The 21,290-nt window shown below is 43.4% G+C and carries 20 protein-coding genes and 1 pseudogene; 8 read left to right on the top strand and 13 right to left on the bottom strand.

Features of this window, described 5'->3' with window-relative positions; translation table 11 throughout:
- Positions 1-94 precede the first annotated feature (94 nt).
- The gene (locus GPLA_RS18965; RefSeq protein WP_007106610.1) at positions 95-556 is read right to left on the bottom strand and encodes a nuclear transport factor 2 family protein; all 462 of its coding nucleotides are present in this window, start codon (positions 554-556) and stop codon (positions 95-97) included.
- Positions 557-810: 254 nt separating this feature from the next.
- Here GPLA_RS18965 and GPLA_RS18960 point away from each other — a divergent pair, with 254 nt between their 5' ends.
- On the top strand, positions 811-3,921 hold the full coding sequence (locus GPLA_RS18960) for a glycoside hydrolase family 2 TIM barrel-domain containing protein (RefSeq protein WP_007106609.1): 3,111 nt from the start codon (positions 811-813) through the stop codon (positions 3,919-3,921).
- 166 nt (positions 3,922-4,087) lie between these two features.
- The gene (locus tag GPLA_RS18955) at positions 4,088-5,263 is read left to right on the top strand and encodes an esterase-like activity of phytase family protein (RefSeq protein ID WP_007106608.1); all 1,176 of its coding nucleotides are present in this window, start codon (positions 4,088-4,090) and stop codon (positions 5,261-5,263) included.
- On the opposite strand, the gene msrA is transcribed toward GPLA_RS18955, so the two are convergent.
- A complete protein-coding gene (gene msrA, locus GPLA_RS18950) occupies positions 5,260-5,802 on the bottom strand; it encodes a peptide-methionine (S)-S-oxide reductase MsrA (protein WP_007106607.1) in 543 nt (180 codons plus the stop codon). The genes GPLA_RS18955 and msrA overlap by 4 nt on opposite strands.
- Positions 5,803-5,937: 135 nt before the next feature.
- On the opposite strand from msrA, the pseudogene GPLA_RS18945 reads away from it, so the two are divergent.
- From GPLA_RS18945 to GPLA_RS18935, 3 genes and pseudogenes are all read left to right on the top strand, one after another.
- Positions 5,938-6,384: pseudogene (locus GPLA_RS18945) on the top strand (thiol-disulfide oxidoreductase DCC family protein).
- Positions 6,384-7,145: an SDR family NAD(P)-dependent oxidoreductase gene (locus tag GPLA_RS18940; RefSeq protein ID WP_007106604.1), complete on the top strand. Its 762-nt coding sequence runs from the start codon at positions 6,384-6,386 to the stop codon at positions 7,143-7,145. The pseudogene GPLA_RS18945 and the gene GPLA_RS18940 overlap by 1 nt, the downstream one beginning before the upstream one ends.
- Before the next feature lie 138 nt (positions 7,146-7,283).
- Complete coding sequence (locus GPLA_RS18935; protein WP_007106603.1) at positions 7,284-8,705, top strand: sodium-dependent transporter; 1,422 nt, start codon at positions 7,284-7,286, stop codon at positions 8,703-8,705.
- 60 nt (positions 8,706-8,765) lie between these two features.
- Here the strand turns inward: GPLA_RS18935 and GPLA_RS18930 are convergent, their stop codons facing one another.
- Both GPLA_RS18930 and GPLA_RS18925 read right to left on the bottom strand, forming a co-directional pair.
- Positions 8,766-9,626, bottom strand: a complete 861-nt coding sequence (locus GPLA_RS18930) for an NAD-dependent epimerase/dehydratase family protein (protein ID WP_007106602.1) — start codon at positions 9,624-9,626, stop codon at positions 8,766-8,768.
- Positions 9,627-9,643: 17 nt separating this feature from the next.
- Positions 9,644-10,423, bottom strand: a complete 780-nt coding sequence (locus GPLA_RS18925; RefSeq protein ID WP_007106601.1) for a YggN family protein — start codon at positions 10,421-10,423, stop codon at positions 9,644-9,646.
- A gap of 275 nt (positions 10,424-10,698) precedes the next feature.
- Between GPLA_RS18925 and GPLA_RS18920 the strand changes: the two genes are divergently transcribed.
- Positions 10,699-10,899: a hypothetical protein gene (locus GPLA_RS18920; protein WP_007106600.1), complete on the top strand. Its 201-nt coding sequence runs from the start codon at positions 10,699-10,701 to the stop codon at positions 10,897-10,899.
- A gap of 24 nt (positions 10,900-10,923) precedes the next feature.
- Here GPLA_RS18920 and GPLA_RS18915 read toward each other — a convergent pair whose 3' ends face one another.
- The 5 genes from GPLA_RS18915 to GPLA_RS18895 form a co-directional block, all read right to left on the bottom strand.
- Positions 10,924-12,168: a mechanosensitive ion channel family protein gene (locus GPLA_RS18915; protein WP_007106599.1), complete on the bottom strand. Its 1,245-nt coding sequence runs from the start codon at positions 12,166-12,168 to the stop codon at positions 10,924-10,926.
- A complete protein-coding gene (locus GPLA_RS18910) occupies positions 12,169-13,065 on the bottom strand; it encodes an acyltransferase (RefSeq protein ID WP_007106598.1) in 897 nt (298 codons plus the stop codon).
- Between the two features lie 4 nt (positions 13,066-13,069).
- Positions 13,070-13,972 (bottom strand): acyltransferase, encoded by a 903-nt coding sequence (locus GPLA_RS18905; RefSeq protein ID WP_007106597.1) that lies wholly within the window; start codon positions 13,970-13,972, stop codon positions 13,070-13,072.
- Positions 13,973-14,085: 113 nt separating this feature from the next.
- A complete protein-coding gene (locus tag GPLA_RS18900) occupies positions 14,086-14,661 on the bottom strand; it encodes an HNH endonuclease (protein ID WP_007106596.1) in 576 nt (191 codons plus the stop codon).
- Positions 14,662-14,853: 192 nt separating this feature from the next.
- Positions 14,854-15,540, bottom strand: coding sequence for a pyridoxamine 5'-phosphate oxidase family protein (locus GPLA_RS18895; protein ID WP_007106595.1), 687 nt, complete (start codon positions 15,538-15,540; stop codon positions 14,854-14,856).
- 278 nt (positions 15,541-15,818) lie between these two features.
- Here GPLA_RS18895 and dusA point away from each other — a divergent pair, with 278 nt between their 5' ends.
- Entirely contained in the window at positions 15,819-16,808 is a 990-nt protein-coding gene (dusA, locus tag GPLA_RS18890) for a tRNA dihydrouridine(20/20a) synthase DusA (RefSeq protein ID WP_407636159.1), read from the top strand.
- A gap of 207 nt (positions 16,809-17,015) precedes the next feature.
- Entirely contained in the window at positions 17,016-17,291 is a 276-nt protein-coding gene (locus tag GPLA_RS18885) for a hypothetical protein (protein WP_007106593.1), read from the top strand.
- Between the two features lie 198 nt (positions 17,292-17,489).
- Here GPLA_RS18885 and GPLA_RS18880 read toward each other — a convergent pair whose 3' ends face one another.
- Genes GPLA_RS18880 through GPLA_RS18865 form a run of 4 tightly spaced genes read right to left on the bottom strand, consistent with a single transcriptional unit; the run spans position 17,490 to position 21,290 of the window.
- Positions 17,490-18,539: an acyltransferase family protein gene (locus GPLA_RS18880; protein ID WP_007106591.1), complete on the bottom strand. Its 1,050-nt coding sequence runs from the start codon at positions 18,537-18,539 to the stop codon at positions 17,490-17,492.
- A 9-nt stretch (positions 18,540-18,548) separates the two neighbouring features.
- Positions 18,549-19,205, bottom strand: a complete 657-nt coding sequence (locus GPLA_RS18875) for an acyltransferase (RefSeq protein WP_007106590.1) — start codon at positions 19,203-19,205, stop codon at positions 18,549-18,551.
- A 49-nt stretch (positions 19,206-19,254) separates the two neighbouring features.
- Entirely contained in the window at positions 19,255-20,598 is a 1,344-nt protein-coding gene (locus GPLA_RS18870; RefSeq protein WP_007106589.1) for an ANL family adenylate-forming protein, read from the bottom strand.
- On the bottom strand, positions 20,595-21,290 hold the full coding sequence (locus tag GPLA_RS18865) for an SDR family NAD(P)-dependent oxidoreductase (RefSeq protein ID WP_007106588.1): 696 nt from the start codon (positions 21,288-21,290) through the stop codon (positions 20,595-20,597). Before GPLA_RS18865 ends, GPLA_RS18870 begins: the two co-directional genes overlap by 4 nt.

Raw genomic sequence — 21,290 nt, 5'->3', positions numbered from 1 at the left:
ATAAAACATAGTGCTATTGTCCTTGTTTGCCATGCATTGGTCTAGGGGGATAGCCCTTGCTCGCACAATTTTATGACTGCACAAGATGCTGGAGCTAACACTTAGCTGCTGCGTAATAGGTAATGCTAATAATTAAACCTTGGCTCAGTTGGTAAATTGACATGGCGCACTGGGATGTTGTGATGCCATTTTTATCAGAAAACGCCTCTTCTATAACCCCGAGGGTATCACCTAGTGCAATGCTATCTTTTATGCGAGAACGGGCGTTCGGCTTTGCTTTGAAATGGGCTTGCATGGCTTCATATAGCTGCTTTTTGTCTGTGGTTTCCGCGATTAATTGGTTATCGGCAACATTGAACCATTTTACGTCATCCGACATGTTGAGCAGCATGGCATCTATATCATGGGCATTGTAAGCCTGCATAAAGCTGGCAACACGATCAAGGGTTACGCTGGCTTGTTGAGCATGGCTTTGAAAGCAAAGTAACACGAACAATAAAAGTAGTGGTACGGCCTTACGCAAAGAGGCATTCATACGAATGACGGTTATTTTCATTAATATACTCAATAGTAAAAATGATTAGGGATAGCACCAATCCTCCACGGTTTTGACGTCTGGGGCAACTACTTAGGCGTGATAGTTTGGGTGACCCCCTCGTTAACAATTTAACTAATATGTAGTATAAATATGATTATAATTGACGAAATTGCACTGAGTCAGTGTCGTCACTATCTCTTTAACTGATGTGAACGGGGATATAAGTTCACAATCAGTACTACCCAACCACACATCTATCGGAGCCGCTTGATATGACACCAGATAAATCCACCACTGTCCCTGACTGGCAAAACCCTCAGGTCTTTGCCATTAATAAAGAGCCCGCTCGCACGTCGTTTTACGGTTTTTCCGACGACCCACAGGGGTATGTGGATGTGCCTTTTGTGTCCGATGATTATTTAACGCTCAATGGCCAATGGGATTTTAACTGGGTAAGTGTGCCTGCTTTACGGCCCGTTGATTTTTATAAATCTGATTTTGATACTAGCCAGTGGGATAAAATAGACGTGCCAGGCAATTGGCAATTGCTCGGTTATGGTGCTGCTAATTATATTAATATACGAGTAGATTTTGCTGAGCATCCTGTCGCAGGTGATGTGCCTGACGATAACAACCCCGTGGGCTCATATCGTAAAGAATTTACCCTACCAAGTGACTGGCAAAACAGACAGGTTTTTGTCTATTTAGGCGCGGTTAAATCTGCTTTCTATGTTTGGGTGAATGGCCATAAAGTGGGCTATTCGCAAGACTCTAAAACCCCTGCAGAGTTTGATATCACGCAGTACGTGCAACCGGGAGAGAATGTCATTGCCCTTGAGGTTTACCGTTGGTCTGACGGAACTTACCTAGAACTACAAGATATGTGGCGTTTATCTGGGATCGAACGCGACGTGTATTTATACAGCACAGCAAAAGTGCGTGTACGTGATTTTCATGCCCTTAGCACCTTAGATGACACATATACCCATGGTCAGCTGGCACTTAAAGTCGATATACAATCTCATTTGAACGGTCAAATCGATGAGCAAGAGGCTTATAAATTACATGCTCAACTGCTGGCTGCTAATGAGCAAACGATATTTAGTGAAACGCTAGCGATAACAGAATTTAAAAAACAAAGTGCTGAGTTGAATTTTACCTCAACAATTGAGGACGTGGCTAAATGGAGTGCTGAAACACCGAATTTGTATCAGCTGAAACTGACACTATTAGACGAAAATCAACAAGCTGTGCAGCATATTTATTCGCGTATTGGCTTTCGTACCAGCGAACTCAAAAACGGTAACGTCTTAATCAATGGGCAAGCTGTATTGTTTAAAGGCGTTAACCGACACGATCATGATCCTGTCACCGGCCACGTGATAAGCCGCGCGTCAATGCTCCATGATATGCAGTTACTCAAGCAATTTAATATTAATGCAGTACGTACATCCCATTATCCGAATGACCCGTATTGGTACGCATTGGCAGATGAATACGGTATGTACATAGTTGATGAGGCGAATATCGAGTCACATGGGATCGGCGCGGCGAACCAGGCCGTCTCTTATGATCCCAGTGGGCACATGGGCAATATGCCGGATTGGAAGGCGGCCTATCTGGATCGTGTTTCAAATATGTACGAGCGCGACAAAAACCATCCTAGCGTGGTGATTTGGTCGATTGGTAACGAAACCGGTGATGGGCCTAACATGGAGGCCTTGTACGATTGGCTTAAAACAAAAACAAGCATGCCGGTCATGTCTGAGCAGGCGCAATTACGACGCCACACGGATATGTACAGCCAAATGTATGCACCTATACCGGTACTGGAACATTACGCTCAGTTAGGGGAAACACGGCCTCTTATCTTATGTGAATATGAGCATGCTATGGGTAACTCTATGGGGAATCTAGCCGATTATTGGCGTGTGATTGAACAATACCCCTTGTTACAAGGGGGCTTTATTTGGGATTGGGTCGATCAAACTTTTGCACTAAAAACGGAAGATGGCACGCCGTATTGGGGATATGGCGGAGATATAGAGGACCCTGGTATGTATCACGATGGCAATTTCAGTGCTAATGGTGTGATGGCTGCAGATCGTACACCTAACCCCCATGCGTATGAGGTTCAGGCGGTTTATCAGCACATGAGTGTAGAAGCGGTAACTGGGAGTAATCAACAAATAAGGGTGAAAAACAAACGCTACTTTAGCGACTTATCTGATGTCACCCTACATTGGCGTATTGAAAGAAATGGCAATGAGATCCAAACAGGCAGCATTGAAATTCTGACCGTCGAGGCGCAAAGCAGTGCGTTAATTGACTTTGCTGGAACATTCCCCCGGATTGATGATGCTGAATATTTCGCTATCTTTGAGTTCGCTAACAAACACGGCGATGCGATGTTGCCCAGCGGATTTATTGTGGCACGTAGCCAAATTTCTCTGGCTAATTGGGTTTCTGAAAGCGGGACAAAAACCGATAAAGCTGATCGAGACAAAAATTCGTTGCAAGCGATTGAAAGTGCGTCAGCATTGATCATTTCAGGTGACGATTTTTCGATTCATTTTGATGTGATCAAGGGCTTGATTAGTGATTATCAGCTACAAGGACAATCCATGTTGTTGTCTGCTATTCGCCCTGAATTTTGGCGTGCACCGACGGATAACGACTTTGGTGAGGGCTTCCCTGAAAAAGCCAAAGATTGGCAATTTGCAGGCCAGCACACCGATCTAAGCAAATTGGACTGGAAAGAATGCGCTGACGGTATTGAAATCACCACAGAGCGCTATTTGCAGGATGTACAAAGTCGCTACTTGAGCAAATACACGGTCAGTGGAGATGGTAGTGTCGCTTTTGATATTTGGTTTTATGCTGCGCCCCATCTTTTTCACAGCGCCCTGCCACGTATCGGTAGTTTAGTGCAAATGCCCAGCGAATTTGAGCAAGTGCACTGGTTCGGCAGAGGACCTCACGAAAACTACTGGGATCGCAAAGAGTCGGCCTTAGTGAGCCGCTATAGTATGTCGGTTGATGAGTTGCACTTTCCCTATGTTCGCCCTCAAGAGAACGGTTATCGAAGCGATGTACGTAGTGTGACGTTTAGCAATAAGAATGGCTTAGGGTTAACCTTCGATGGTTTGCCACAAATAGGTTTTGGCGCCCAGAGATTTGACGTGCATGAGTATGATCAATTTGAAAAACGAGGTCTGCATCCTCATGAATTGAGCAAGCAAGACAGATTGTTTATTAATATTGATTATAAGCAACGTGGTGTAGCGGGAACCGACTCATGGGGCACCTCTCCTTTGTTTCAATATACCTTACCTTGGCGTGATTACCATTATGGGTTTGTAATGAAAGCGCACCGTTCCTAAGGGCGCATATTGTTCGCTGTTTCACGGAGTACACCCATTGGGCGTAACTTCTTATCATCGCTGGATTTTCATCCGATCATGGATTTTTTCTTATGTGCTATTGACCAAGCATCTACAACTGCATATAAATCATCACTGATGTGCAACTTTGTAAATTGGATAGAACATGAATAGTAAAATGGTGACGTTTGGCTTGGCCATAGTCATACTCACTGGCTGTGATAAAGTGCAACAAGCGAACAATGTCGACCCAGTGACAGTGGATAATAACACTGAACTCGCCCAAGATATCTTGACGGTAAGAGGGCAATGGTTAACGGAAGCAAACGGCGATGTCATGCTTGATCCGCAAACCTCAGGATTAACCGTTTGGAAAGACAAATTGGTTACCTTGAGCGATAGAAGTGCTGATCCATCCCAGCGTTTGCAACTACATGTTATTTCTGCTGAAACGGCTCAAGTATCGCCGACAGCTATGGTATTTAGCTTAAGTGATGCCGTACAACAGAGCTGTTTTGCTAGTTATTTACAACAGAATCCAGATTTAGAAGCCTTGGTCGCAGTACCAAATGAATCAGGTGTATTTCTTACTATCACCGAAGATGGGAGTGATCACGCTGGTCTTAGCCCTGAGTGCGCTGGTAAGTATGGAAATTCTGGTTCGGTTGTTTATCCGTTCTTACTAGTACGTCTTGCTGTGCAAGATGATAACTCTGCATTGATGACTCATGTGAGGCCACTGCAATTTGCTGCCGAGCTCAATTTAGGTGATTTTCCCAATGATGGAATTGAGGGGCTAGCGTTAAGTGACGACGGGCAACTGTATTTAGGGTTAGAAAAAGATGCCGCTGGTGGCGCTCGGATATTCACTACTGCGCTTTCCAAGCAATTTTGGCAGCAAAATGGTTTTGTTCAAGTGCAAGATGCACAGGTGAAGCTGCCCGCGTTTAAGCACGGTAATCATCCTATTAATGCCTTGGAAGTGTACGAACGTGATGGACAGCGTTATTTATTTGCCGCTGCGCGTAATGACGAAAAACTTTGGGTAATAGATCTAGCGGGTAAACAGGACACGATTATTGTCGATTTAAGCTTCTACGCACCGGTGGACGAACCAAACGACATATGTGCTGCATGGGAGCCAATGAATAATGCCTCTATAGAGGGACTGACGGTAAAAGACGACACTTTGTGGATGATTAACGATCCCTGGAAGCAAGTTTATTTACACAATATTATGTGTGCAAAAAATAGCGCCAAATTCGAAAAAATGGCGCCTTTGTTGTTCAGCTTACCAATACAAGACGTATGGTTTCATAACACCAGCTCTGTTGAGCATTAAGCGCTTTTGAGACGACTGGCGAAGGTTTTTTTAAACTTCGCCAGTTTAGGGGCAACCACCATGTTGCAATATTGATTTTGCGGATTATTGTTGAAGTAATCCTGATGATAATCTTCTGCTTGGAAGTAATTATTCAGTTCAACTACCTCGGTTACAACAGGGTCTGGCCATATCTGCTCGTCAGTGATTTCTTGTAGGATCTGCTCGCTAGCTTGCTTTTGTAGATCGTCATGATAATAAATCGCACTGCGATATTGTGTACCCACATCATCACCTTGTCGGTTTAACTGAGTGGGATTGTGTAACGCAAAGAATATTTCTAATACTTCGCGATAACTCAGTTTATCCGCATCAAAGTTAACCCGTACCACTTCCGCATGGCCTGTTTGACCGCTACATACTTGCTCATAAGTTGGCTTTTGGGTTTGGCCTCCAGCATAAGCTGTGACGGCTAATTTAACACCATCCACGGTGTTAAATGCAGACTCCAAACACCAAAAACAGCCACCACCAAGCGTTGCTTGTTGAATATTTGCCATGACTTACCTTACTAAATTCGTAAAGCTCTAATGTGGTTACACTTTATAAGGGTTCAAGGTGCATATAAGATTAACCTAATCTATTTTTAGTTGACCAGCGTAAGTAAAGAGATACAAAACTTAGAGATATACACTATGCCGATTCGCGTTTTTTATGATGGATTTTGTCCGCTCTGTTTAGCCGAAATGAGTCGGTTACGTCAGTATGATGTGCGCCAGCAAATCCGATTTGTGGATATCCAGCGGGCCAGGTTCAAGCAAGACTACCCATTGCTTAATTGAAATGAATTGAATGCTCGTATTCATGTTGAAAAGACTGATGGCACTATGCTCACAGGGTTAGATGCCATGTATTTCGCATGGAAAACCGTAGACAAAGGCTGGGTATACGCTTGGTTACGCTGGCCAATTATTCGTTGGGTGGCAGATGGTTTATATACGGGACTCGCGCGCAACCGATATAAAATTTCATTTTTGTTAACCGGTAAAAGGCGCTGTGTTTCTTGTGCGGAATCTCTGGAAAAGCCCCTTGGCTTAGCAGAAGTGGATACAAGTCAGGCTAGAAAAAAGGAGACAGAGTGATGGAGCATAACGGCAATGCGCTGGTCATAGGAGTGTCAGACGGGATCGGTCGTGAGGTCTTTCGCCAACTTGTTGAGTCCGAGCGGTATAAAACCGTTATCGGTGTTTCTCGTCAGGTGCGTCAGCAAGCTGGCGGCGATATTTCATCGTTCGTCAAAGGTGCTCAGTTGATACAACTCGATTATGGTGATGAGTCGGTGGTTGCCGATTTTTGTCAGGCCCAGCAAAGTGCAGGGCAATTTACCCGAGTGATCTGTTGTTGCGGGGTGCTTCACGGGCAAAGTAGAGATGGCACTGATTTGCAACCTGAAAAACGTTTAGAGGACATGTCGGCGGATAAACTAAGTGCCTATTTTTCGACTAACACTATATTGCCGGCACTTTGGTTGCGTTACCTACTGCCGCTTGTTACTGGGCATAAACCAGCAGACATTAGTTTTTGTAGTGCACGGGTGGGCAGCATTCAAGATAACCGCTTAGGGGGGTGGTATGGATATAGAGCCAGTAAAGCCGCTCTGAACATGTTAGTGAAAACCGCGCAAGTAGAGTATCAGCGCCGGGCAAAAAATGTGGCTTTTATTTGTTATCACCCAGGCACGGTGGATACCAGTCTATCCAAACCTTTTCAAGGTAATGTGCAGCCTGACAAACTCTTTACTAGTGAATTCAGCGTTGGGCGCTTGTTAGGCCTATTAGCGAGCGTTTGCCCAGAAAAAGGTCCCTATTTTATCGATTGGGATGGTAAAGCGATCCCGTGGTGAATAGCTTGATTTACAAGTTGTAAATATTTTGTGCATTTTGTTGCTATAGCTAATGCACCTCAGCGAAGACTTTTTAATTATCTGCTGTTAACATCCGGTCATTATGATAAAAATATAACAATAATAAAGGATGACACTATGGGTGCACCTCGCGAACAGTTTGGGTCTCGTTTAGGTTTTATTCTCGCGGCAGCAGGCTCAGCTGTTGGTATCGGCAATATGGTTGGTTTTCCGGTTGCGGCAACAAAAAATGGTGGCGGCGCTTTCTTACTGATGTATGCCATCTTCGTCGCATTTGTTTGTTTACCCGTGATGCTGGCCGAAATGTCTGTGGGGCGGGCAAGTCGTAAAGATCCGCTAGGCGCATACAATGATCTTTCTGGCGGTCAGTGGCATTGGAAAATTGCAGGCTGGCTCGCGACTATCACCCCCTTTATGATTGCCATATTTTATCTCGTGCTCACAGTGTGGATATTTGGTTATTTAGTTCAGTGCGTATTGGGTAATCTTGACGTATTAGCTGACCCGGGAACCTTTGGTGTGTTCATCAATGGTTACGAGTTGTTCTACTACATGATTGGGGTACTGATTATCGTATATTTGATCCTGCAAGGTGGGGTCAAACAAGGCATTGAAAAAGCCGCAAAATTGATGATGCCCGCACTTTTTGTGATGTTGATAGGTCTGGTCATCTTTGTGCTGACCTTAGATAATGCGTTTGAAGGGGTGAAATATTACCTTGTCCCTGACTTTAGCAAGGTTGATGCCGCTGTCGTGAGTGCGGCCTTGTCTCAAGCGTTTTTCTCCTTGTCTTTAGGTATGGGGATCATGCTGACATATGGCTCGTATTTAGATAAACACAGTGACGTGCCGGGCTCTGCCAAATTGGTCGCCTTAATGGATACTGGGGTTGCCTTTATCGCGGGTTTGTTGATTTTACCCGCGGTGTTTTCGTTTAACCCTAATACCAACACTGAGAGTCTAAGTGATTCGTCGGTGGGTATGATTTTCACTTTCTTGCCAAAAATATTCTTAGCACTGCAGTCGACGATTGGTTATGCCGGAGCCAGTGTTGTGGCGAGTTTGTTCTTCTTATTGGTGTTTTTTGCTGCAATTACCTCTTTGGTTTCTATTTTTGAAGTGCCTGTTTCTGCACTGATGGAAGATAAGGGCTATAGCCGTAAGAAATCGTTAGGTATATTGGGCGCGCTGCTGGTTGCGTTATCCATCGTGGCTGCGTCGTCTTTTGGTATTTCGACTTTCTTCACTGAGTTTGTGAGTTATGCAGGGCAAACCAAGTCGGTGTTTGATGTGATTATTGATGTTTTTTACGACACCATATTACCTTTCAACGGCCTGTTAGTTTGTTTGTTTGTCATTTACCGATGGAAGAAAAGCAACTTAAATACCGAACTTGATATGGGCTCGCCAAAATTTGCGAATAGTTGGTTTGAAAAATACGTGAACTTCTCCTTAGGTACCTTTATTCCAGTGATTTTACTGTTGGTATTTATCAATACCGTCGCGCTCAAGTATTTTGGCAATGCGCTTATTGGCTAGGTAGAAAACGCCAGTACCTAGCTGGCGGTTTTATCCCTCTAACACCCAGCTCTTTGGGTGTTAGAGCATGTCATAGGGACTAGGGTAGGTAAGTGACAGTGATAGCTTTTGTAGCGTGTAACTGGCATCAATCCATTTACCCTGGAGGCACTCGACTTCATATGCAAAATGCGGCGCTGCTAAGCCCAGTTGCTGTGCTGCCCAGGTATAGTATTCTCGTCTAGAAGGATGCGCTTGGGCAGATAAATGCAGTACTTCCCCCCAAGTCTTGCTTAGGATGATCTTTTCAAGTGCACTGATCACGTCTTGCTGGTGGATAAGATTCACGACCTGACCACCTGCGCTTACCTCGTGTTTACCCGCTAGAAACATGCCGGGATGGCGGCCAGGACCCACTAGCCCAGCCAAGCGTAATATGCATGCGGAGTGGGGAATCTGCTGCAGGATAAACGATTCTACTGCTTGATGTGCTCGTGCAGATTCAGTCACGGGAGCGACCTTGTTGTGCTCTGTGATATAACCTTGTGCATCCCCATATACTGCGCTGGTGCTAATAAATATTAGTTGGGCGCTATTCTCGATGCAGGTTTGCTGGATAAGTGCACACATGTTGTCGATGAATATCTGGCTGGCTCTAGGATCATTCGCTAGATTTCGACGTCCGGGAGGAATATTGATAATGACGACGTCATTATCAAGCAACGCCGTCAAATCTCTGTGTTCAGTAAGTGATTGACCAAGTGTGAATGGATAAGCAACTAAGCCCAACTCTTTCAGCATTAAGACGCTTTGCTCACTCCGGGCGGTGACCCGGACATGGTATTGATTGGGGGAGTGTCGGTTAACAGTACCACGAGCGCCGCTGAGTTTGCTTGCAAGAGGTTGACCTAGCCAACCCCCGCCAAAAATAGATATATTCATAGATTACTTGATAGGCATTACATTGCGTAATGTTTTACCTGAAGTATGTCCATGTCTGCAAGTTGTGGCACCTCGTTTTGCAACTTTTCTTCTAGGCGGTCTATATTAGCCAAACTGGCGCATAATACTTCGGCGCGGGCCTCAAGTGCTTCGCTCTGGTTTTCAACCTGGCGTTCTATGTTCACAGCAAAATTCTCCATTCGTTGCTCGAACTCATCAAGATCGCCGCCGTTAAATATTAATTCGCTACCGATAGTGACCATTATTTGACCAATTGAGTGAGCCACAATGGTCTCGATGGCTTGTTCAAACTTTATTTCAAACCCTTCGCTTAAAAACTCACCTTGGTTGTGGTGCGCAGAATTCAGCCGTATTGAGCCATCGTCGGCGTAAAAACTGTCGTTCAATTCTCGTTTCAGTTCTTGGAGTTGGGCGCTAATGTCAGCAACAACAGAGTTATTTTCGCCGAGTAATTGGGTGAACGTTTCATCCAGTGCATAGTTCGCTAATTCAATTGCATCTGCTGCAATATTCGCCGCCACTGGGACAGCGGAACTAATGCCATCATAGAATTCATTCAAACGTGCTTGTTGGCTGGCAGACAACGAGGTTTTTTGACCGTTAACATACAGATGTTTGCTTTGATTAATGACAATTTTATCGTTCTGCTCTGTGGTTAAGGTCAGTACTTGATTTTCTAATTGCAGGCCGCCGTTGAATTCAACATCGCATTGCTTATCTGCGGCTACTGCGGCGCTACATAACATGAGCGAAGTGCAAAAAATAATATTACGCATGGCCTTATTCCTTGATATTGACAGATAAATTTATACATTTTAATGATAGTGGGATAGCAGCAAGGCCTGTACCATTTATTGTATTTCAAGTAAAAACAATGGGTTAACCTAAGGTTGAGAGCAAGGTGGATTGTTTTTATACCAGCATTTTTGATGAACACACTAATAATTAGGCAATTTAACCAGTTTGTGTTTTCTTGTACGAATTGATATATAATTCTGCCCTAATTTATGTGGGCTTATAACAACGTGTTTACTATTTTTGAGGAAGTGAGATGAGTAATTGGACTGATGCAATATTGTTTGGTTTTGGTTTAGTAGCGTTTGTTTTAGGCGTGACGAGTATCATAATGGGGTTTATCGCTCAACCTGCAGGGCAAGAGACTGCCATGAAATCACGTGTTGAATATGGTTTCTTTGGGGTATCTGGTGTCGTGTTATTTATCTTATTTTGGTATGCCTTGACCGTAGGCTAAAGCCCACAGTCAAGTTAACAATATTTAGTGAGACCTATCACTGACACGTTGATAGGCTCGCAAACCAAACACTGGCAGCATGGCCAGCGCATGATCAAAAATATCTCCCTGAATACCTTCGTAGGCTATCCAATCTTTATTGGCACTGAAGCAATATATCTCCAGTGGTAGCCCTAACTCTGTCGGCGGTAGTTGGCGAACCATTAAAGTCATATCCTGATTGATGCTTGGATGATGACGTAAATAGGATACTAAATAAGCGCGTAAGGTACCTATATTGGTTAAACGACGACTATTCAACAGGTCTTGGATATCGATTTTCTGTTCTTGATGATAGGCATCCAGTTCGGCGCGTTTTTTTTCTATGTATTGATTAATGAAACGAATTTTACGGAAGTCGTCAAGCATGTCTTGATCGCAAAATTTGATGCTATTCACATCGATATACAAGGAGCGCTTGATGCGCCGTCCTGCTGAATCCGACATACCGCGCCAGTTCTTCATTGAGTCGGTAATCAAGCTATATGTAGGAACGGTCGAAATGGTTTTATCCCAATTTTGTACTTTGACTGTGGTCAGTCCGACTTGTAAAACAGTACCGTCGGCACCGTATTTAGGCAGTTCAACCCAATCCCCTGTGTTTACCATGCGGTTAGCTGCAATCTGAATACCTGCGACAAAACCTAAAATCGTATCTTTAAATAACAACAAGAGTATGGCTGTAACGGCACCTAAACCGGATAACAATAACAGTGGCGATTTATCTAATAAGTTGGAGATGATAAGTAAGCCTGCGACGATCACCACGAACAGCTTCCCTACCTGAATGAAGCCGGTGACTGGTGCACGTTTAGCCAGCTCAGATGCGTTATAGATATCTTCTACTGTATTGAGTAAAGCGCTACTGGCAGCCACTGCTGCTATCAGCATATAAATAATCGCCATTTTTTGCAGGACAGAGAACAGAATGGGATCTTCAACCAGCATGCTACTGCACAGGTAAATAACCATGGCAGGGACAATGTGACCGATACGTCTAAACACGCCGTGCTCATGTAATTCATCGTCTATGGTGTTTTTACTGTGAAAAATAACCCGAGTGAGCCGACCGGTTAATATTATCCGCACTAATCGAAAACTAAGCCAGGCTAGGCACAGCAGCGATATAACAGCGGTTAACGCAAATAACCCTCCGTCTTTGCTCACAGTCAGGCCAACATATTGGTAGCCCTGAATAATATAGTCACCTAGTTGTGCGCTATGGTCCACTTACTTGCCTCCGGATAATTGGTTAATTTGGGTATCTTTGTGCGCCCAGCGAGAATTCAACCAAGATTGAAAGCTATCTTTGAAATACGCATCGTTAAAATAGTCGCCAATGATTTCTTGCTCAATCGGCATGACGGAAGCGCGCAGTATGACCTTGCTCAGTCGCCCTGAGAGCATGTCTAACATTGGCTTATTGGGGTTGTTTGGATACATTAACGTTACGTCTAAGATACCGGTAAATAGCTCCCCCATAGCAGCGAGTGTAAATGCAATCCCACCTGCTTTTGGGGGTAACAGGTGCATGTAGGGGCTATTACGGTGTTTGTGCTTCTGTGCGGTAAAACGGCTTCCTTCAACAAAATTAATCACTGTGGTGGGGCAGGTTTGGAATTTTTCACAGGATTTCTTGGTGGTTTGGATATCTTTACCTTTTAAATGAGGATTTTTTTCAATAAATTCTCGACTATATCGTTGCATAAATGGCATATCGAGTGCCCAAGCACCTAACCCTACAAAAGGTAACCAAATCAGTTCTTTTTTCAGGAAAAACTTCGGTGCTGGAATACGATCAGCAGCAAAATCAACCAACAGAATAATATCCAACCAACTGAGATGATTAGGCATCATGAGATACCAGTGTTCTTTGCTCAGCACTCCGTCTATGTTCACGTCTATTTCAATACGATTAAAGAAGCGAATTAAGCGCACACTTATGACACCAAATGCGCATAACATAAAGTTGAGAATGTGGTTAATGGGCCGGGAAATAAACGCTAATGGGATTAGCAATTTGATGATCCCGAGCGCAATGATCAGCACTGCCCAAAAAGACAAATTAATGATTTGCAGGCACAAATGAATTGGGAAAATAATGAAACTCGGCAGCACTGAAAACATCGTGTTACTGCTCCGCTGAAAGTTTTTCGATTTTTCGATCTTTCTCTGTCCAAACGCTATTAAGCCAGCGTTGAAATATTACTCGTTGGGCAGGGTTGTCGAAGTAATCTTGAGTAAACGCTTCGCTTTGTAATAAGTCGCTGATTGGCGTGACGGAAACATGTACTTTGATTGAGGTGACTTTACCACAAACAAAGTCCCAATATGTGGGTATACCTTGTGGATAATAAATCGTTACGTCGAGTAGTTTATGTAGTTGACTGCCCATGGCACTCAGTACAAATGCCATTCCGCCGGCCTTAGGTTTTAAAAGACGCTGAAAGGACGGGGACTGGCGTTGATGTTTTTCTGGGGTAAAACGGGTTCCTTCCACGAAGTTCATGATACTGACTGGCTTAGTCTGAAATTTTTCACAGGCTTTTTGGGTGGTTTCCAAATCTTTGCCTTTTAGATGGGGGTTTTTCGCTAAAAATGATTTGGTGTAACGACGCATGAAAGGAAAGTCTAACGCCCACCAAGCAATACCTAAAAAAGGAACCCAGATAAGCTCTTGTTTCAAAAAGAATTTTAGAAAAGGAATTTTGCGATTGAACACTCGTTGCAGAATCAGAATATCAACCCAGGATTGATGATTGGCAATGACTAAGTACCAATCATCACGGGTGAGTGTTTGCGTACCTATGACTTCAATTTTTGTGCGGCTGAAAATGTTTTGATTGATATTGTTGACCGTTATCCAAGAGGTGGCGCAACCATCTAATAGGTAAGACAGCCCAGTTCGCCAAATTTTAATGGGGATAAGCTTTAAAAAAGACAGTAATACAATGGGGATAACCCAAAACACTGTATTGATAAAATACAAGATAACCGAGAGTAGACCCATCAAATTGCCAAACAGTAGTGCCACTACATTCACTCCAACTGATACCAGATACAAACAAAGGCGTAGTGTAAACTAAAGTTGAATAGACCTAATAGCTAAGTATTACTGTTTTTAGCCGATTTTCGCCCTAAGTTAGCCTAAATAACAACAATATCGCTGATTTCAGGTTTTTCCCATGCGCGATTTTTAGAGAAATGATTACCTAGAAATGCCATTTGGTCGGCAAGTATACGTCGGTTCATTAAGTAAAAACGTTCGTGAATATTTGGCGTGAAAGGCACCGCAATTAATGCGAGGCCAGCTTCTTCCGGTGTCCGGTCAGCTTTAAAGCAGTTGCAGCGATTACAGGCCGAGGCGCAGTTAGTCCATATGTCACGGCCACCTTTTGAACGGGGAATGATGTGATCTCGGGTCAGTTCGGTGATGCGAAATTTTTGTCCACAATACATACAAAGATAATTGTCGCGACGAAACAAAAAACGATTGTTCAGCGGCACTTTACCCAGAGGACGGATAACTTTCCCTTCGCAGCCTATAATTGAAGACAAGGTCAGACGACTTTGTAAACCTTGATTATTCCAGCCGCCACGCAGTACCCGTTTATTGTTTCCAAGCTCAAATAAAACTCTGTTTTGCGTGTAATATCGAGCTGCTTCTTCTACGGTTATCCATGCCTGAGGTAGGCCAGATTTATTCAATCTTAATACCAACATACACTTGCCTCTATCTAGGTAGACATAATAGGCCCGTATTGCATCCGTTAAGAGAAGCAATAAACATGCTTTTTGGCCGAACCCACCGCTCTACTGTGTACTTATTTTGACCAACTGTCATTAATTGTTATTGATTTGTACAAATAGGCGGAGCATATGAAATGTATTTTTTAACGTAAAAGAGTAAAAGTCTTAGGGGCGGATAACTCGGGCTATCCAATTGGCTTGCTCATCAAGTTGGTAATTCAGGCGCAGGTGAGGCAGCGGTGCTAGGCGCAAATAATCCACTTGGGCAATGTTCAGTATCAGTAGCACAAAGTATGGGTTGGGTGCCCCTGCAGCACAATCTTCGCCATAACTGTCACGTAATGCGCCACTGAGTTTTTGCCAGTGCTCATTGCGCAACTGTTGTGGTGGTGGCGTTGCTGGGCAACTTGTTGCGTCGCACGAGTGTATGGGATCATGAACGATGCACTCTATTTGCCCTTTTAAGCGAAACTGTTCACGGGTTTGGTTAAAATACCAACAGGCTTCCACCTGTTTATTCGCCTCAAACTGGCTTATTTTGTCACTTCGGCTATCAGTATGCAGAAAGAGCTGTGTTTGGCGCGCGTTGAATTCTCTGAATACCAAGGTCCGGCAGCAAGGGTGGCCGCGTTCATCCACACTGGCCAATTGCAAATAGCGGCTGGTCACATCGTTGCTATGTTGCTCAATCGTTTGACTAATCTTTGATTGCCATGAAGGTGCCGCGTGTGTTGTTGTGGTGTGCATAATGCTGTCCTTTGTCACATCTTTGCCAGCGGCTCTGTTAGGCCCAAGTATTTTGACTAGTTTACCTGTGATCAAATTTACCGCAAAGGTTGAACGCAATGACATTTAAAGGCGCTAAACTAGCAGCCTTTTCTTAACGATACCATTGCGTCATTTCTAGACGTGTCAGCAAGTGCTATAATACGCCGCTGATTTATCCGTATCCCCATGATCGCTTTGTCAGCATAAATATAACGTAAGCTTAAGTGCTATCGTTATTTGACTAGCGTAGGGACTTTGATGATGGCCAAAATTTGGCTGTCATTTTGAAATATTTTAAATATCAAAGGTTTGTAGTGAATAATTCAACGCCGTCAATTAACCGCACTATTTCTGTTGCACCCATGCTTGACTGGACCGATAAGCATTGCCGTTATTTCTTACGAAAAATATCTAAACATGCTTTGCTTTATACTGAGATGGTAACAACCGGGGCGATTATTTTCGGCAAGGGTGATTATTTAGCATACAACGATGCGGAGCATCCCGTAGCTTTGCAACTCGGCGGATCTGATCCGGTAGACATGGCACGCTGTGCGGTACTTGCACAAGAACGTGGTTACGATGAGGTTAACATTAATGTTGGGTGTCCATCTGATAGAGTGCAAAATGGACGCTTTGGTGCCTGTCTGATGGCGGAACCAAGCACGGTTGCTAAGTGTATCGAAGCAATGCAAAAAGAAGTCGATATTCCGGTGACAGTTAAATCACGTATCGGTATAGATGATATGGATGAATATAAGGATTTGACTGACTTCATTAGCGTCGTGGCCGATAGTGGGTGTGATATTTTTACGGTGCACGCGCGAAAAGCTTGGTTAAAAGGGTTAAGCCCTAAAGAAAATCGCGATATTCCCCCCTTAATGTATGACCGAGTTTATGCTCTTAAAGATGAATTTCCGCAGCTAAATATCAGTATTAATGGTGGCGTAAAAACCCTAGATGACACCGCTGTTCATTTGGAAAAACTCGATGGTGTTATGATCGGTCGAGAGGTATACAGTAATCCTTATATTTTGGCAGATGTGGATAGGCGCTTCTATCAGGATGATCGTCCCGTGCTGAGCCGAGAAGAAATAGTGCATGCTATGTTGCCCTACGTTGAAGCGCAAATGGCCGGTGGCGCCCGGGCATGGAACATAGCGCGGCATATGTTGGGCTTATTTCAAGGGCAACCAGGTGGGCGTATTTGGCGGCGTTATTTGAGCCAGCATGGTACGGGACAAAGCAAAAATGGTTTGCAAGTTGGCCCTGAGCTCTTGATCAACGCGTTAGCGGCGGTCGATGAAGCTCGCGCGACAGCAAAAGCCTACCAAGATAGTCGGGTTAGTTAATTTAACCATCTTGGTGGTCTTTTTTACTAACCTGTTGCTTTTTTCACCCACTTTTATTTAACGTCACACAATCATATTTATAAAAAGTCTATTTAATCAGTTGGTTGCGAAATCATTCTGACTTGGCACAACTCTCGCACTATTTCCCTCGACTTAACAGTGACATCAAAAATTGGTGTCACACTGCTTAAAATGAAGAGGAATATCATGTTTACTAAATCAACAATCGCTGTCATCGCTTTAACGTCTACTCTGGCTTTCAGCTCTCAAGCTTCAGCTGCAGAGGTAAACTTGGAGCAATTTGTTAGCCACCTGATGGCAAAAACCATAAAAACGACTAAATCAGAGTTGCAATACGGGATTCAAGAGGCGGTATTGACAGCGAGCAACATGTTCAGCATTAATGATGAGCCTGTGTTTGCGAGTCATGTGAAAATTACTGATCTTGACGAAAAAGAAGTGACGAAAAATAAAGCTGAATAGGAGATGATTATGTTTGATCATCATGCTCTTATCACGCTTTTACTCGCACCAGTTGTTGCTTACTTAGTGGGTGCGATCTTGTTTTCAATTGGGACTTATGTGCAAGAAAACATGTGGACATCAATCAGCCTCACAAGCTCAAATATAAACAGCGGTCACTCCTTGTAGTATTGATCGCTGTTACATGGGCTCCAGATGTTATTTGCCTAGTATTGGCACCCAATGAATTAACTTTCCCCACCCCCACTTTTTTATTTCATCTACTTTTATCGCTTTGCATAATATTTCAGATACCCAAGATAGGCCAATATACATAATAAGAACGATGCATAGGCGCTTGGGCCATCCACTGGCAAAAACCAAATTGACGATTGGCTCGATTACAAAGTAAAGCGGCATATGCCCAATAAAAACAATAATGGTGTTACGTGAGAAGAAACGTACGATACGGCCAGCTTTAACGCGACTAAAGACGGCAATACTAAATAAGGTATTGCTAATATATACAAATGAAACCGCGATAGATGTATACACAGCATTGATTAAATCTGAACTTACCTGAATGTTTTTAAAAGGAAAGCGACGAGTTACATTTATTTCGTTTAATACGAGTGCCCAAAGGAACAAAAATACCACCCATGCAATTATGCCAACAAAAAAACCTTTGGAACTGTCTTGGTCTTTTTGTTGACACATATACATACCTAGCAAAAACACCGTGAGCCAATTAGGTAATGTCATGTAGGCAATGAAAGTAGAGTGGTCGTATATAAAATAACCACGAATGAATATTTCAATTCCTAAGCTTAAACATAATATAAAAGGGGTCACGTTGATTCGGTATAAAATGATTGCCCAAAGCAAAATAATGTGAAAATAAGTACCGATAAACCACGTGGTTGGATTGGCGGGGAAAAAGTTAAAAATGACATTTATACCAAAAACAAAAGGTGCATAGTTACTTTCTGAAATGTCGTTTATGACAAAGAAGCTTATAACGCTAATAAAAAGGGCAATAACTATTCCCCAAAAAAACATAGGAAACAAACGGTTGTAACTGATTTGGTATCTTTTTGTCGTAACTTTGCCTAATCCCCAGCCCATGATGAAAACGAACATAGCGACGCCAAGTTGTTTTGGATATACAGGTTGGGTAAATTGGTCAAAGGGATCACCAAAAAAATGTCCAAATACAATTAAAAACATACCGACTGCTTTCATCCAATCAACGAAGTCACAGCGTTTCATATTTCTTCCTTAGTGTTCAGTCTGTGATTTTAAGGCAATGTTTTGCGGTTCTGCGGCTGCTTCGTCGATTGATGGTGGGAGTGCGAAACTTTTGACAAATCTAGCTGGGTTGCCTGCAACAACAATATTCGCTTTTACATTGGTGTTAACGACAGCTCCCGCTGCCACTAAAGAGCCTTTTCCTATGCTTGCTAACAGTATCGCTCCTTCTCCAATCCATACATTTTCAGCTATATTGATGCGGTTAATGTTGTTAGACGAAAACGGCATCCATTCTCCATTATCGTCATTGCGTACATGCTGAGTGTTGCCACTGAGTAGACTAGAATGACTGCCAATTAAGCAATTTTTACCTAAATGAGCCGAGCCTATGGAACAATATATGCCAGTGTATACGTTGTCTTCAACGATCGTACTGCGGTGGGCGAATATGGTGCCAAAGCCTATATAGCTATTCAGTGAGCATTTCTCGAGGGTTAAGGAATAAAAAGCCCTGCGCAAAAATACGCCCGGCAGGCCTGGCAATATAGAGTAAACGTGGGTCCAAAAAGAAAAAATAGATTCAGAGTGCTTACTTAATGCTGTTTCTAACCAACAGGTAATTGCCATGGGCAGGGCCAATAACTGACATAGACGGTTGATAAATAGTTTTAATGCGTAGTACATAGTAAATATCCTTATGATGAGTCACGTCGACTCGTCTTGTACTTGTTGATTATGACCGTTTGCGCATTCTTTTGAAGCGAGCATTATGAGTATAGCTGTCAATTAGAGTTATTTTTTTCGGAACCTTGTATGCTGGTAAACGCCCAGCACAATGCAGTCTCAGCCTCACCTTAAACTCGGATAATGTCTCGTCGGTATTAAGCTTAACTTCGATCGCTACTATCATGCCTGTAATTGCGTGAGGGGATGAATAAACTGCTGCGTCTTCAACGCCGGGCATCTCTAACACAACACTTTCCACTTCGGCGGGATAAACCTTTTCGCCGCCAACGTTGATGATTTCACTTTGCCGACCTAATATTTTAAGCCACTCACCGTCTTGTTCTACCTGATCGCCGGTATCTAAAAATCCCTCTTGATCAAATGGTGACGGGGCATTCAAATAACCCAACATGGCGGATTCAGACTTTATCCATAATCTGCCATCAACTATTTTGGTTTCAAACTCCGCGCCGCCAACCTTTACCCAAAGTGACTGTGAATCTCTAGACTTGGAACGTAAAATACCCACTTCAGATAAACCATAGGTCTGCAGCAGCTTTGTTTCTGGAAACCTTGCGGTAATGGCTGCTAGGGTACTGTCAGGCATGGTTTCAGTGCCGTAAGTAATCAGTTTAAGCGAACTTAGGTCGGCATGATCTGCTGCCCCAGACAGTAAAAGCAGATTAATAAAGGTCGGTGACGTGGGTAAAACTTCGACCCGGTGTTTCTCTAAGGCTTCGCATACTGACTCAGGAGTGCGCTTAGATGGTACTACTGCCGTGCCGCCGTTAGCCAAAGTGTATAATAAGGTGTTCACACCGCCTATATGGTCAAACTGCAAAAATGCTAACGTACGCATCATCTTCCGCGGCACGGTAAATTTATTTAGCAGTTGGGACAGATCGTGAAATATCGCTTTGCTCTTGCCCGTAGAGCCTGAAGAGAATAAGACCAAACCAGGGCGGTCTTTTTCGCGCAGTACCTTATACAAAGGGTGTTCTGCCTGATTCCCCGTTTTGGTTAGCTGGCTGTCGTCATCACTAAGGATGATATCGTATTGATTTTGCGCTATGTCACAGAAGGTTTCGAAATGGGCTTTTGAATCATTCGACAGCGGCACAATGATATTGCGATTTTGAGTGAGTGCCAAAAATAGCGAGATACTATCAGCGGAGTAATCGGACTTAATGCTGACGACTTCTCCAGGCTTGATATTTTCACTATATATCCAGTTCAGCCAATCATGGTATTTTTCAAGTAACTCACCATATGTAATGATATTGCTGCCAACAGCCACGGCTTCTTGCGTGCTGAACTCAGACATTTTGTCTAACAAAAACTGCACTGTCACGATATGCCTCCTAGATAGATCACCTGTCCGGTAATCATTTTGCTTTGTGGCTGAATGAAAAAGTCAACGAGGTTAAGCACATCTTCAGGTTGGGCCATCTTTTGAATTGACTGTTGTTCTACCAAACGCGCTATTTTATCGTCACTCACACCACGAATAAGGTCGGTGGCGATCGGTGATGGGCCAATAGCATTACAGGTAATATTAAAGCTGCTGAGCTCTTTAGCAATAATACGCGTCAGTGACTCAACCGCGCTTTTTGAGGCAGCATATGCGGCTTCGCCTTGCAGATTCATAGGGACTGCTACTGTGCTCATATTGATGATACGAGGATTGGCAGACTTCCTGAGCAAGCTAATTGCTTTTTGGCTGCACATAAAAGTGCCTGCATAGTTGACGTCTATGGTTTCACGCATATTTTTGAACGGTGTGAGTGCAAAAGCATTCATGCGAGCAACACCAGCGTTATTTATCAATACGTCTATATACTTGAAGGTTTTTCTGATTTTAATGAAAAGTTCTTGTACCTGTTCTTCATTTGCTACATCAGCTTCAAAATGGTGGTAATTTTCGTGTTTTAGTTCGCCTTTACTGCGCGCGCAACCAATAACCACATTACCTTTAGCCAAAAGGTGTTGCACAATGGATAAGCCAAGTCCTCGGCTTGCTCCTGTCACCAGAATGTGTTGCAT

The sequence above is a fragment of the Paraglaciecola polaris LMG 21857 genome, from assembly GCF_000315055.1.
Taxonomy (GTDB): Bacteria; Pseudomonadota; Gammaproteobacteria; order Enterobacterales; family Alteromonadaceae; genus Paraglaciecola; species Paraglaciecola polaris.
This window is presented reverse-complemented; position numbering and strand designations above follow the sequence as displayed.

Excerpts from the sequence above, each read along its gene's own strand:
- GPLA_RS18965 (WP_007106610.1), bottom strand. The coding sequence starts at position 556 with ATGAAAATAACCGTCATTCGTATGAATGCCTCTTTGCGTAAGGCCGTA.
- GPLA_RS18960 (WP_007106609.1), top strand. The coding sequence starts at position 811 with ATGACACCAGATAAATCCACCACTGTCCCTGACTGGCAAAACCCTCAG.
- GPLA_RS18955 (WP_007106608.1), top strand. The coding sequence starts at position 4,088 with ATGAATAGTAAAATGGTGACGTTTGGCTTGGCCATAGTCATACTCACT.
- msrA (WP_007106607.1), bottom strand. The coding sequence starts at position 5,802 with ATGGCAAATATTCAACAAGCAACGCTTGGTGGTGGCTGTTTTTGGTGT.
- GPLA_RS18940 (WP_007106604.1), top strand. The coding sequence starts at position 6,384 with ATGGAGCATAACGGCAATGCGCTGGTCATAGGAGTGTCAGACGGGATC.
- GPLA_RS18935 (WP_007106603.1), top strand. The coding sequence starts at position 7,284 with ATGGGTGCACCTCGCGAACAGTTTGGGTCTCGTTTAGGTTTTATTCTC.
- GPLA_RS18930 (WP_007106602.1), bottom strand. The coding sequence starts at position 9,626 with ATGAATATATCTATTTTTGGCGGGGGTTGGCTAGGTCAACCTCTTGCA.
- GPLA_RS18925 (WP_007106601.1), bottom strand. The coding sequence starts at position 10,423 with ATGCGTAATATTATTTTTTGCACTTCGCTCATGTTATGTAGCGCCGCA.
- GPLA_RS18920 (WP_007106600.1), top strand. The coding sequence starts at position 10,699 with ATGAGTAATTGGACTGATGCAATATTGTTTGGTTTTGGTTTAGTAGCG.
- GPLA_RS18910 (WP_007106598.1), bottom strand. The coding sequence starts at position 13,065 with ATGTTTTCAGTGCTGCCGAGTTTCATTATTTTCCCAATTCATTTGTGC.
- GPLA_RS18900 (WP_007106596.1), bottom strand. The coding sequence starts at position 14,661 with ATGTTGGTATTAAGATTGAATAAATCTGGCCTACCTCAGGCATGGATA.
- GPLA_RS18895 (WP_007106595.1), bottom strand. The coding sequence starts at position 15,540 with ATGTCATTGCGTTCAACCTTTGCGGTAAATTTGATCACAGGTAAACTA.
- dusA (WP_407636159.1), top strand. The coding sequence starts at position 15,819 with ATGCTTGACTGGACCGATAAGCATTGCCGTTATTTCTTACGAAAAATA.
- GPLA_RS18885 (WP_007106593.1), top strand. The coding sequence starts at position 17,016 with ATGTTTACTAAATCAACAATCGCTGTCATCGCTTTAACGTCTACTCTG.
- GPLA_RS18880 (WP_007106591.1), bottom strand. The coding sequence starts at position 18,539 with ATGAAACGCTGTGACTTCGTTGATTGGATGAAAGCAGTCGGTATGTTT.
- GPLA_RS18875 (WP_007106590.1), bottom strand. The coding sequence starts at position 19,205 with ATGTACTACGCATTAAAACTATTTATCAACCGTCTATGTCAGTTATTG.
- GPLA_RS18865 (WP_007106588.1), bottom strand. The coding sequence starts at position 21,290 with ATGCAACACATTCTGGTGACAGGAGCAAGCCGAGGACTTGGCTTATCC.